This is a genomic window from Synechococcus sp. UW69 (assembly GCF_900474185.1).
Taxonomy (GTDB): Bacteria; Cyanobacteriota; Cyanobacteriia; order PCC-6307; family Cyanobiaceae; genus Parasynechococcus.
In genome coordinates, this window is the sequence record NZ_UCNW01000008.1 from 647,742 (window position 1) to 659,134 (window position 11,393).

12 protein-coding genes are annotated in these 11,393 nt (G+C 58.5%); 5 read left to right on the plus strand and 7 right to left on the minus strand.

What is annotated here, in order from left to right:
- Positions 1-68 precede the first annotated feature (68 nt).
- The gene (gene groL / locus DXY29_RS07260) at positions 69-1,757 is read left to right on the plus strand and encodes a chaperonin GroEL (protein ID WP_115024061.1); all 1,689 of its coding nucleotides are present in this window, start codon (positions 69-71) and stop codon (positions 1,755-1,757) included.
- On the opposite strand, the gene DXY29_RS07265 is transcribed toward groL, so the two are convergent.
- Genes DXY29_RS07265 through DXY29_RS07290 form a run of 6 tightly spaced genes read right to left on the minus strand, consistent with a single transcriptional unit; the run spans position 1,758 to position 6,995 of the window.
- Entirely contained in the window at positions 1,758-2,447 is a 690-nt protein-coding gene (locus tag DXY29_RS07265; RefSeq protein WP_115024063.1) for an N-acetylmannosamine-6-phosphate 2-epimerase, read from the minus strand. It abuts the gene before it with no gap.
- Positions 2,448-2,452: 5 nt separating this feature from the next.
- Positions 2,453-3,157 carry a hypothetical protein gene (locus DXY29_RS07270; RefSeq protein WP_115024064.1) on the minus strand — a complete coding sequence of 235 codons (705 nt, stop codon included), beginning with the start codon at positions 3,155-3,157 and terminating at the stop codon, positions 2,453-2,455.
- A gap of 4 nt (positions 3,158-3,161) precedes the next feature.
- Positions 3,162-4,016, minus strand: a complete 855-nt coding sequence (locus tag DXY29_RS07275; RefSeq protein WP_115024066.1) for an ABC transporter permease — start codon at positions 4,014-4,016, stop codon at positions 3,162-3,164.
- Between the two features lie 9 nt (positions 4,017-4,025).
- On the minus strand, positions 4,026-5,039 hold the full coding sequence (locus DXY29_RS07280) for an ABC transporter ATP-binding protein (protein WP_115024068.1): 1,014 nt from the start codon (positions 5,037-5,039) through the stop codon (positions 4,026-4,028).
- Between the two features lie 50 nt (positions 5,040-5,089).
- Entirely contained in the window at positions 5,090-6,073 is a 984-nt protein-coding gene (locus tag DXY29_RS07285) for a heme o synthase (protein ID WP_115024069.1), read from the minus strand.
- Positions 6,066-6,995, minus strand: a complete 930-nt coding sequence (locus DXY29_RS07290; protein ID WP_115024071.1) for a COX15/CtaA family protein — start codon at positions 6,993-6,995, stop codon at positions 6,066-6,068. Before DXY29_RS07290 ends, DXY29_RS07285 begins: the two co-directional genes overlap by 8 nt.
- A 202-nt stretch (positions 6,996-7,197) precedes the next feature.
- On the opposite strand from DXY29_RS07290, the gene DXY29_RS07295 reads away from it, so the two are divergent.
- The 4 genes from DXY29_RS07295 to DXY29_RS07310 are packed head-to-tail and all read left to right on the plus strand — an operon-like array spanning position 7,198 to position 10,719.
- Positions 7,198-8,028, plus strand: a complete 831-nt coding sequence (locus DXY29_RS07295; RefSeq protein ID WP_115024072.1) for a cytochrome c oxidase subunit II — start codon at positions 7,198-7,200, stop codon at positions 8,026-8,028.
- A 1-nt stretch (position 8,029) separates the two neighbouring features.
- Entirely contained in the window at positions 8,030-9,697 is a 1,668-nt protein-coding gene (gene ctaD / locus DXY29_RS07300) for a cytochrome c oxidase subunit I (RefSeq protein WP_115024074.1), read from the plus strand.
- Entirely contained in the window at positions 9,694-10,293 is a 600-nt protein-coding gene (locus tag DXY29_RS07305; RefSeq protein WP_115024076.1) for a cytochrome c oxidase subunit 3, read from the plus strand. Before ctaD ends, DXY29_RS07305 begins: the two co-directional genes overlap by 4 nt.
- A gap of 54 nt (positions 10,294-10,347) precedes the next feature.
- Positions 10,348-10,719 carry an AbrB-like transcriptional regulator gene (locus DXY29_RS07310; protein WP_011363609.1) on the plus strand — a complete coding sequence of 124 codons (372 nt, stop codon included), beginning with the start codon at positions 10,348-10,350 and terminating at the stop codon, positions 10,717-10,719.
- On the opposite strand, the gene DXY29_RS07315 is transcribed toward DXY29_RS07310, so the two are convergent.
- Entirely contained in the window at positions 10,704-11,357 is a 654-nt protein-coding gene (locus tag DXY29_RS07315) for a riboflavin synthase (RefSeq protein WP_115024077.1), read from the minus strand. The genes DXY29_RS07310 and DXY29_RS07315 overlap by 16 nt on opposite strands.
- Positions 11,358-11,393 lie beyond the last annotated feature (36 nt).

An 11,393-nucleotide genomic window follows, 5' to 3' on the forward strand; every position in this document is an offset into this window, starting at 1 on the left:
CCCACCACAAGACCTCTCCACGAGTGCCACATCGCTATGGGACAGTGACCAACGGCGTCCCCGCGACTATGGCCAAACTCCTTTCTTTCTCTGACGAATCCCGCAGCGCCCTTGAGCGGGGTGTAGATGCACTCGCCGATGCAGTGCGCGTCACGATCGGCCCCCGGGGTCGCAACGTTGTGCTCGAAAACAAATTCGGCGCACCCGACATCGTCAACGACGGCGACTCGATCGCACGCGAAATCGAACTGGATGATCCGTTCGAGAACCTCGGCGCCAAGCTGATGCAGCAGGTGTCGTCAAAGACCAAAGACAAAGCCGGAGACGGCACCACGACCGCAACAGTCCTGGCTCAGGCCATGGTGCGGGAAGGTCTGCGCAACACAGCTGCTGGCGCAAGCCCCGTGGAACTCCGCCGTGGCATGGAGAAAGCCGCCGCACAGATTGTTGCGGGACTGGGCGAGCGGAGCCAGGCCGTCGCCGGCGATGCCATTCGTCAGGTGGCCACGGTGAGCTCCGGGGGTGACGAAGAAGTCGGTCAGATGATTGCGGAGGCGATGGACAAGGTGAGCACCGATGGGGTGATCACTGTTGAGGAATCGAAATCCCTGGCAACGGAACTCGAAATCACCGAAGGCATGGCCTTCGACCGCGGTTACAGCTCCCCTTACTTCGTCACTGATGCCGATCGTCAGGTCTGTGAATTCGAAAACCCACTGATCCTGCTAACGGACCGCAAAATCAGCACGATCACAGATCTGGTCCCCGTGCTGGAGACCGTTCAGAAAAGTGGATCACCTCTGTTGATCCTCTCGGAGGAAGTGGAAGGCGAGGCTCTGGCAACGCTTGTGATGAACAAGAGCCGTGGGGTTCTGCAGGTGGCCGCTGTTCGGGCTCCCTCATTCGGAGAACGTCGCAAGGCAGCCCTCGCCGATATCGCCATCCTCACCGGCGGAACGCTGATCAGCGAGGACAAGGCGATGACCCTCGACAAGGTGACCCTCGAGGATCTCGGTAAAGCGCGCCGCGTCACCATCAGCAAGGAGAGCACCACGATTGTCGCCACGGACGACCATCGCCAGGCCGTGAGCGAACGCGTTGGCGCGATCCGACGTGAGCTGGAGGCCACCGAATCCGACTACGACCGCGAGAAGCTCAGCGAGCGGATCGCCAAGCTGGCCGGTGGCGTTGCAGTGATCAAGGTCGGTGCCCCGACGGAAACGGAATTGAAGAACCGCAAACTGAGAATCGAGGATGCCCTGAATGCAACCCGTGCCGCTATCGAAGAGGGCATTGTTGCCGGCGGCGGCAGCACATTGCTGCAACTCGCCGACAGCCTGAACTCGCTGGCGTCAAGCCTCAACGGCGACCAACGCACCGGTGTGGAGATTGTGCAACGGGCGCTGACCGCACCGATTCATCAGATCGCTACCAATGCCGGGCAGAACGGCGATGTTGTGATCGCTGGCATGCGCAGCAGTGGCCAGGGATTCAACGCCCTCAGTGGTGCTTATGAAGACCTGATGGCGGCAGGCATCGTCGACGCCGCAAAGGTGGTGCGTCTGGCTGTGCAGGATTCGATCTCAATCGCCTCTCTTCTAATCACGACCGAGGTTGTGATCGCCGACAAACCGGAACCTCCAGCACCTGCTCCGGCAGGAGACGGCGATCCCATGGGTGGCATGGGTGGAATGGGCGGCATGGGCATGCCGGGAATGGGTGGCATGGGTGGCATGGGCATGCCCGGAATGATGTGATCAGCTGATCATTCCCTCGCGATAAGCGGTCACCTGGAGATCCACTCCGGTGATCGCCGTCCCAACGACCACGGTGTCTGCACCGGCCTGCAACGCTGAACGGGCGTCGGCCGGTGAGGAAATTCCCCCCTCACAGATCAGGCGCACAGAGCTGGGAAGGTCTGCGCGGAGCTGGGGGAGAAGATCAAGCGCAGGTGGGCGCTGCTGCGCTGTCGCCTCCGTGTAGCCGTAGAGCGTGGTCCCAACCCAGTCACAGCCAAGTTCGGCCGCACGCAGTCCATTGTCGAGCGAATCCACGTCAGCCATCAGGGGAGCACGCAGCTCATCACGGGTGCGCTGCACCAACGTGGCAAGATCCTGACCAGCAGGCCGCTTACGGGCTGTAGCGTCAATCGCGATCACATCGGCACCTGCAGACCACACAGCCTGGATCTCTTTCCATCCCGGGGTGATGTACACGGAACTATCGGGGAACGTGCACTTCCACAAGCCGATGATCAAGGCATCTGGGCAGCGACGACGCACAGCACCAATATGTTCAGGGCTTTCCAAGCGCACACCGACTGCCCCATTTCGCAGGGAGGCTTCGGCCATGGCAGCGATCACATCAGGGTGGCGCATCGGCGAGCCTTGTGGTGCCTGCACCGAAACGATCAGCCCCTGATCAAGGGATTCAGGGTTCGGAATCATGGTGTTCAGGCAGCCTTCTGGAAATCGTCATCTTCTCGGCTCGGAAGCCAACGCCGAAGCGAACGCGGAGTAGTGATGGGGGGAGCCGGCACAGGACCAGCAGTGAAGGTCTGTTGAAGAGCCGTCCCTTCAACCAACAACTCTTCCTCCGCTACAACCTCTTCCTCAACCAACAACTCTTCCTCCGCTACAACCTCTTCCTCAACCAACAACTCTTCCTCCGCTACAACCTCTTCCTCAACCAACAACTCTTCCTCCGCTACAACCTCTTCCTCAACCAACAACTCTTCCTCCGCTACAACCTCTTCCTCAACCAACAACTCTTCCTCCGCTACAACCTCTTCCTCAACCAACAACTCTTCATCCGCTACAACCTCTTCCTCGGCTACAACCTCTTCCTCCGCCAGGATCTCAGGAGCGAAGCAAGGCTCCTCAGCAACCGCAATCTGCAACGGTTCAACAGCAGGAGAAACGCTGGAGTCAGCCACTGTGGAACTGAACTCACGAGTGGAACTGAACTCACGATCCGAGACCGTCGGCTCAGGCAAGCTCAGGTCAACATCACCAGCGCTTTTAAATCCGTAGCGGTGAACCCACTGACTAATCAGGCGAGACAGCAAGGCCTCATCACTTGTGGTCCTGGCCTCCTGGATCTGAAGGGCCAGAGCGTTCTGTCGACGCGACGGCTGCTGAAACGGGGAAGAAAGCACGGATTCAGGAGAGTTTGCGGTTGAGCAGCGGGCGAATCACAAGAAACAGCCCGATGGTGAGGAGCAGCAGGATCAGCAGGCAAGTGGTGCCGGTGACATCCCCGTAGGGGGCCTCCAACAAAACTGCCGAGAGGTCAAGAGGACCTTGGTAGGCCGCTCGAATGGGTTCAATCGCGAAGGTAAGAGGATTCAAGGCCGCAAGCCACCCCAGCCAGGTCGGCATGAAGGACAAAGGAGCAAGGGCCGTGCTGGCGAAGAGCAAGGGCAAGTTGGCCACAAAAATCACGGCGATCAACTCGATGTGGCCAGGCAAAGCGAACGCCAACCCAAGGCTGAGGGCTGTCACGGCAAACACCAGGAGCAGCAGCGTCACCAGCACCAAAACAAGGCCGCTGACGCCAGGCCACCCGTAGCCGAGCACGGCCGCCGTGCCCATGATGACCAAACTCTGCAGCAGGCTGAGCGCGGTGATGTAGATCACCGACGCAAGCACGATGGAACTGCGGCTTCGCAGGGGTGCCACAAGTAAACGATTGAGGAAGCCGAATTCGCGGTCGAACATCACCGGTAGCCCGGCGTTCAGAGCACCGCTGAATGCCGTGAAGACAATGACTCCAGCACCAAGAAAACGGCCATAGCTCATCCCGCCTGGGAGCAGGCCCTCAGGGGCGTTAGCGAAGAGCGCGCCGAACAGAATCAACCAGATCAATGGTTGCAGAATCCCAGCGATCAAGGTCGAGGGACGACGCATTAACTGAAGAAACAAACGCCGGGTAAGGGCCCAAGTCTCCTGGCTGAGCTCAGCGAAGGCTCCGGATTGCTGCTGCTGGAGAGCAATTGATGCTGTGGGGGAGGTCATCATTGGCACTCAACGCATGGATTGACGCTTTTCCTTCTTGACGTCGCGCTGGCCTGCGATGGCCAGTTCAGCATCCATCAGGGTGCGTCCTGTTGCCTGAAGGTAGACATCATCGAGGCTTGGACGACTTTGGGCCAAGGCAAAGACAGGGAGGCCTGCACCATCAAGGGTTTGACGAAGTTGGTCGATCACGGGCCCACCTTCAATCACCAGGTTGAGGGAAAACCCCTGAGCTCGGTTCACCACCACCTCAAGAACCCCATTCAGCGGTTCAAGCAGCGCACGCACCTTGGCCGCCTCTTCAGCAGTGCTGAACTCTCGGACCCGGAGGGTGACGCGATCACCCCCAAGCCTTTGCTTGAGCTGGTCCGGAGTGCCTTCAGCTATCACCCGACCGTCATCGATGATCGCCATCTGATCAGCAAGTGCCTCCACCTCTTCCAGGTAGTGACTGCTCAGAAGAACAGTGGTGCCCTCCTGAACCAGCTGACGCAACAGTTGCCAGATGGCACTCCTGCTCTCGATGTCCAATCCAACGGTGGGTTCATCAAGCACGAGCAACCGGGGACGGTGCAGCAAACCGGCCGCCAGATCGAGCCGACGACGCATGCCACCGGAATAGGTACCGCAGCGGCGATCAATCCAGTCGCCCATGGCGAGGCGTTCAATCAGATCAGCAATTCGGGTTTCGCGATCCTTCCGCTGCAAGTGGTACAGATCACCTTGAAGCTGCAGCAGTTCTCGACCGCTCAGAATCTTGTCAATAGCTACCTCTTGGGCCACATAACCCATGAGTTGGCGGATGGCTCTTGGCTCCGCCAGCCCGTCCACACCGCCCACATGTACGGAACCGCCATCGGGGGCGAGCAAGGTGGCCAGAATGCGCATGGCCGTTGTTTTACCGGCACCATTCGGGCCAAGAAGCCCGTAGAGGCACCCTTCAGGAACGGTGAGATCAAGCTCACGTAGAGCCGTAACCGAGCCGTAGGACTTGGAAATCTTCCGCAGTTCAATCAACGCCATCAGGCACCGTCAGGGACATCCTCGGGCAATCCAGGGAATCTAAAGAGTGTTCATTGAATCCCCATGAGCAGGTAGAGAAGCTGCATCACCTGGTAAGCAAAGCCTGATGCAAGATCCGTTCGACTGAGAATCAGCAGCAGGCACAGACCGAACAGGTAAAGAATCGACCAACGGAACAGAGCCTTGGCATTCAGAAGGCTGTCGGGATCAAGAGAAAGTCGGTCGACGAGCTGCAGCAGCCGACCGTTGTAGGGAAGCAGCATCAGACCGTAGAAGACACCACCGGAGGGCAGGGCGAACACTCCCAAACCGCTCAGCAGGACGGTGATCCAGCCATAGGTCTTGATCGCCCGCGCTGTCACCACAGGGCCTTTGACGACCGGCAGCATCGGAATACCAACAGCGCGGTAGTCCTCGCGCAACAAAAGTGCCAACGCCCAGAAGTGGGCTGGCGTCCAGACCATCACCAGAGCGAACAGCCACCAGCCCCCGAGGCCAACATGACCGGTGGCGGCAGCAGCCCCCACAAGGGGTGGAATCGCCCCGGCAACGCCACCAATAACGATGTTCTGTGACGTCCGCGGCTTGAGCAGAGCTGTATAGAGCAGGACGTAACTGCAAAGACCGAGCAGGGACAGTCCGGCAGCGAGACAGTTCACGCCACTCACCAGCAACATCGCCGCTGCCAAAGTGCAGGCGATGGCTCCGGCGAACGCACTGGTGGGCGAAAGCCGACCGGAGGGAAGTGCCCGACCGCTGGTGCGGGCCATCCGGCCATCGAGATCCTGTTCCCACAAACAGTTCAGAACACCAGCGGCAGCTGAAGCGAGAGCTCCTCCCCCCAGGGTGCACACCAGCCGCGGCGAGGAGAGGGGCCAGCCCTCACTGAGAGCCATTCCCCCCAGAGTGGTGGCAAGCAGCAGAGGGATGAGTCGCGGTTTGGCGACTTCCAGCCAGGCTGGAAGTTTCACCCGCTTGCGGGAGGGAACCACCTCCTCACGGGTCGGACGAACGATTGATGTGAGTTCAGCCATGACAGGCCTCCAACGAGGTGTCGTCGAGAACGACGGAACGGGACGGTGAGGGGCGGCCCTCCGGAGATCGGACAAGAAGCGCCGCCATTAAGGCGATCAACAGGGCAGCCACGAGCTGGTGCGCAATGGTCACCGCGGGTTGCGACAGACCGAGGCGAAGGGTGAGGACACCAAGCGCCACCTGAGTCAGCACCAGGAGAACCACCCCAGCAAGCCAGGGCCACTGGCGGCGGGCCCAACCACCAGCCAGCAGTGCCGCTCCGGCGAAGACCAGCAGAACAACGGCCACCGGCATCGCCGTGACGCGATGGGAGAGAACCAGATGACAGGCCTCGCCCCCAGCGAGGCAACGCTGCCCTGCCCAAGAGGTGGCTAGTCGACCACCGAGAAGACATTGGGTAAAGACCGACAACAGCCCAAGCAGTGCCGAGATGCGCCACCAGAGCGGAGCCGCGACGGCAGCGGGATGAAGCAGGCGTTGCGTCAACCCACTCAGCAGTGCAACAAGCGTGAGAGCAAGAGCCAAGTGGGCAGTCACGACACCCGATGGGAGCAGGTGGGTCACCGTCAAAGCACCCAGCCCTCCCTGCATGGCCACAAGAGCCATCAGGCCAGCCGCCAGCCAGGGCAGCCATGAAGGAAGCTGACGCCGCCGAACCGTCGTCGTCACAGCCATCACCACCAGGGCGATGCCGACGACGAAAGCGTCAAGGCGATGGAACCACTCCAGAAACACCTGAACATTCATCTGGCGACCCGGCAGAAATGAGCCAAAGCACAAAGGCCAGTCGGGACAAGCCAAGCCGGCCTCCATCACGCGCGTCGCACCACCGATCACCACCAAAGCGATGACGGCGACTACCAAGTGCGCCGATAACAACCCAAGACGTCGACGAAGAGTCGACATTGAAGAAAGGATCATCGAACAAGCTCCATCCGATGCAACCCAGAAGGGATTGCTCGGACCGTAGCGATGCAGAACATGGCGTCATGCTTTATGGCCATCTGCGAAACAAACAGGGGAAAGATCATCCCCTTTCCCTGACAGAAATGAGGCCTTAACAATCACTTCATGGAGATACGCAGCCAGGCCCATACGCTGATGAAAACCTGGGATTCATCGGGTGCAGATCCCATCCGCCATTCTCACGTTAGTGATTGGGATGGTCCTTGCTTTGGGCGGTCTTTGGATCGGTCAGAACATCAACCTCCTTCCCATCGACGCGAGCGCCAACGCGCCAATTTACGACGAACTGTTTAAGGTTCTGTTCACGATTGGCAGCATTCTATTTGTTGGAATTACTGGTCTTCTCGTCTTCAGCTTGATTCGATTCCGACGGCGTAGCGGTCAACTTGGTGATGGTTTAGCCATTGAAGGCAATCTTCCCCTTGAAATTTTCTGGACAGCAGTTCCAGCTGTTGTCGTGCTTTTTGTTGGCCTATACAGCTACGACATCTACGACCGGATGGGTGGCATGGTGCCACTGGCCCATGACCACATGGGTGGGGCCCACGAGGAGCAGATATGGGGAGGCATCAGTTCCGGATCGATTGAATCAGCGGCAGCAACGAATGTCTTACCCGTTGAAGTGACGGCCATGCAATTTGCCTTTCTCTTTCATTACCCAGATGGGGATATCACTTCAGGCGAGCTTCATGTTCCATCCGATCGACCAATCACCCTTCGCATGGAAGCAAAAGATGTGATTCATGCATTTTGGGTCCCTGAATTTCGCTTGAAACAGGATGTCATCCCAGGCCAACCAACCCAGCTGAGCTTTACGCCAACCCGCACGGGACGCTATCCGATCGTTTGCGCCGAACTCTGTGGCCCTTACCACGGCGGAATGCGCTCCACCGTCGTAGTGGAAAGCCCGGAAGACTGGAACAACTGGTACAAACAAAACGCCAAAGCAGCACCGGAAGACGAGCCCATCAACATCGCGAACGCCTGACATGACCATCAGCCTGCCCCCTGAAACATCCAGTCCCCCACATCTTCAACCCAGCGGATGGTTGCGGTATTTCAGCTTCAGCGTTGATCACAAGGTGATCGGTCTGCAGTACCTCGTTTGTGGCTTTGCTTTTTATCTCATTGGCGGAGCACTGGCGGGTGCGATTCGAACGGAACTCACCAGCCCCGTTTCCGACTTCATGGCACGGGATGTCTACAACCAGGTTTTAACCCTCCACGGCACTGTGATGATCTTCCTCTGGATCGTCCCTGTGGTGAATGGTGCCTTTGGGAACTATTTAATCCCTTTTTATGTTGGAGCGCGGGACATGGCTTTCCCACGCCTTAATGCTGTTGCTTTTTGGTTGATTCCTCCAGCCGGATTAATGCTGATCACCAGCTATTTCCTAACGGGTGCTGCACAATCTGGCTGGACCGCTTATCCACCACTCAGCATCACTACGCCAGCTACAGGACAAGTCATCTGGATCCTGAGCGTGTTGCTGCTTGGCGGAAGCTCGATCTTCGGAGGCATTAATTTCATCGCCACAATTCTCAAGCTGCGTCGCCCCGGCCTGAAGTTGATGCAGCTACCCATGTATTGCTGGGCCATGTTGGGGACCAGCATTCTTGTGGTTCTCTCAACACCAGTTCTCGCCGGAACATTGGTTTTACTGAGTTTCGATATTGTTGCCCACACAGGATTTTTCAATCCAACCCTTGGCGGAAATGTTGTCGTCTACCAGCATCTGTTCTGGTTCTATTCTCACCCAGCCGTTTACATCATGGTCTTGCCAGCCTTTGGCTTGGTGAGTGAAATCTTGCCGGTTCATGCCCGCAAGCCGCTTTTCGGATACGTGACCATGGTGTACTCGATCATGGCCATTGTTGTTTTGGGCCTGATCGTGTGGGCCCACCACATGTTCACCAGCGGAACACCTCCCTGGATGCGACTGTTTTTCACCATTGCCACAGCCTTCATTGCTGTTCCAACCGGCATTAAATTCTTCAATTGGTTGGCAACACTCTGGGGCGGACGCATCAGCCTCAACAGCGCCATGCTGTTTTCTTGCGGCTTCATTGTGAACTTCGTGCTTGGAGGCATCACAGGCGTCGCCTTGGCACAGGTGCCTTTCGACATCCATGTCCACGACACCTACTTCGTCGTCGCTCATTTCCACTACATCGTCTTCGGTGGTTCGGTCTTTGTAATCTTCGCGTCGATTTACCACTGGTACCCCAAATTCACCGGCCGAATGCTGAATGAGGATCTTGGTCGGCTGCACTGTGCTCTCACCTTCATCGGTTTCAATCTGTGCTTCGGTCCGCAGCATTGGTTGGGCCTCAACGGCATGCCGCGACGTGTTGCTGAATACGACCCCCAATTCACCCTGATCAATCAGATCAGCTCCGTCGGAGCCCTGCTGATGGCCATCAGCACCCTGCCCTTCCTTTGGAATGTGATCCACAGCGCCCTGAGCGGTCCTGTCGCAGGAGACAACCCCTGGGAAGCGCTGACTCCCGAATGGCTGACCAGTTCTCCGCCACCAGTTGAAAACTGGATCGGCGAAGCCCCTCTCGTGGAAGAGCCCTACGGATATGGCGTCCCACCGGACGAGCTTGACCTCACCGCAACCAGCGGTCGTGATCTCTGGAGCAGCGGCAAATGACCACCACAGTGACCACCAAAGATCAGGATCACGGCCATACCGAGCATGCCGAGCATCCCGATCACCGCATGTTCGGCCTCGCCACTTTTCTAGTGGCGGACGCCATGACCTTCGCCGGCTTCTTTGCGGCCTACCTCACCTTTAAAGCGGTGAACCCACTCCCGGACGGGGCCATCTATGAACTCGAACTGCCCCTGCCAATCCTTAACACCATTCTTCTCTTGGTGAGCAGTGCAACGTTCCACCGTGCTGGCCAAGCGATCCGACAGGACGACCACAAGCGCTGTCGACGCTGGCTCCTGATCACCGCAGGCCTCGGACTGGCCTTTCTGGTGAGCCAGATGGTCGAATATTTCACCCTCCCCTTCGGCCTGACCGACAACCTTTTCGCCAGCACCTTTTTCGCCGCCACCGGATTTCATGGTCTCCATGTGACCCTCGGCGCCCTGATGACCCTGATTGTCTGGTGGCAGGCAAGGCAACCGGAGGGCCGTGTAACCGCAGCCGACCACTTCCCCCTGGAGGCAGCGGAGTTGTACTGGCACTTTGTGGATGGGATCTGGGTGGTTCTTTTCGTGATCCTTTATCTGCTCTGATCCCTTGCCTTGATTGGCGGGCGTGGCCAGAATTCAATTGAATTAATTCCTGAAATGCTGGTCGGCAAGGAACTGCTCGACAAGGCCAGATCGCTCAGCAATCGGCCGGAAGACGACATCGCCCGCGGCTGTGGCTACGTGGGTCCGAGTGGACGTCTGCTGAAAAAAAGTTTCTATCGCGCCCTGGTAGAGGCCAAAGCAGCGGCCCAGGGGTGGCAGTTGCCGAAAAGCAGCAGCAGTTCTTCAGGCGGAAGCCGTGGTCGGCAGGCCGAGTTCCGAACCCGTGTTCATGGCAACGGCAACCTGTTGATCGGCCATGCCTATACCCGTCGGCTCGGCCTTGAGCCCGGACAGGAATTCAAGATCGAACTCCAACGGGACTCCGGAATGATCGTTCTTCAGCAGATGGATCAGGACCAGCCGTGAGCGGCCAGCCAGTCGGATGTCAGCCCCTCCTCCGTGCTGCGGCCATCGGAAGGATCGGCATGCAGCAGACGCTCGGCATAACGAGCCAGTTGATCGGCTTCCAGATTCACGGTGTCTCCAATGGCCAGGTTCCTCAGGGTTGTTGCATCCCAGGTGTGGGGAATGACGGCGAGGGAGAAAGTCGTTCCATCCGCTGAACACTCCGCCACCGTGAGGCTGATGCCGTCCACAGCAATGCTGGCCTTCTCACAGACGTAGCGGCCAAATCGGGCTTCAGACCAGCGAATCGACAGAGCCCAGGAATGGGGGAGGGTCTCCAAGCAGGTGACTTCACCGGTGGCATCCACATGGCCACTCACCAAATGTCCCCCAAGGCGGTCGCTCAGCCGAAGCGCCGGCTCGAGGTTCACAGCTCCACCTCGGTCCGCTTTTCGTCCGAGCGTGGTGCGGCGCAGGGTTTCCTCACTCACATCGGCGCGGAAGCCATCCGCGATCAGCTCAGCCGCCGTGAGGCAGACGCCATCAACGGCGACGCTATCGCCAAGCGCCAGGGGAGCAAAGGGAGCACAGCCCCAGACCAAAACAGCCCCGGCACGACGCTCAATCCTTCCCACTGACTGCACCAGCCCCGTGAACATCGCTCGCAGCGGCTACCTAGTCATAATCGGATAGAG

Excerpts from the sequence above, each read along its gene's own strand:
- DXY29_RS07315 (WP_115024077.1), bottom strand. The coding sequence starts at position 11,357 with ATGTTCACGGGGCTGGTGCAGTCAGTGGGAAGGATTGAGCGTCGTGCC.
- DXY29_RS07265 (WP_115024063.1), bottom strand. The coding sequence starts at position 2,447 with ATGATTCCGAACCCTGAATCCCTTGATCAGGGGCTGATCGTTTCGGTG.
- groL (WP_115024061.1), top strand. The coding sequence starts at position 69 with ATGGCCAAACTCCTTTCTTTCTCTGACGAATCCCGCAGCGCCCTTGAG.
- DXY29_RS07290 (WP_115024071.1), bottom strand. The coding sequence starts at position 6,995 with ATGATCCTTTCTTCAATGTCGACTCTTCGTCGACGTCTTGGGTTGTTA.
- DXY29_RS07310 (WP_011363609.1), top strand. The coding sequence starts at position 10,348 with ATGCTGGTCGGCAAGGAACTGCTCGACAAGGCCAGATCGCTCAGCAAT.
- ctaD (WP_115024074.1), top strand. The coding sequence starts at position 8,030 with ATGACCATCAGCCTGCCCCCTGAAACATCCAGTCCCCCACATCTTCAA.
- DXY29_RS07305 (WP_115024076.1), top strand. The coding sequence starts at position 9,694 with ATGACCACCACAGTGACCACCAAAGATCAGGATCACGGCCATACCGAG.
- DXY29_RS07285 (WP_115024069.1), bottom strand. The coding sequence starts at position 6,073 with ATGGCTGAACTCACATCAATCGTTCGTCCGACCCGTGAGGAGGTGGTT.
- DXY29_RS07275 (WP_115024066.1), bottom strand. The coding sequence starts at position 4,016 with ATGACCTCCCCCACAGCATCAATTGCTCTCCAGCAGCAGCAATCCGGA.
- DXY29_RS07280 (WP_115024068.1), bottom strand. The coding sequence starts at position 5,039 with ATGGCGTTGATTGAACTGCGGAAGATTTCCAAGTCCTACGGCTCGGTT.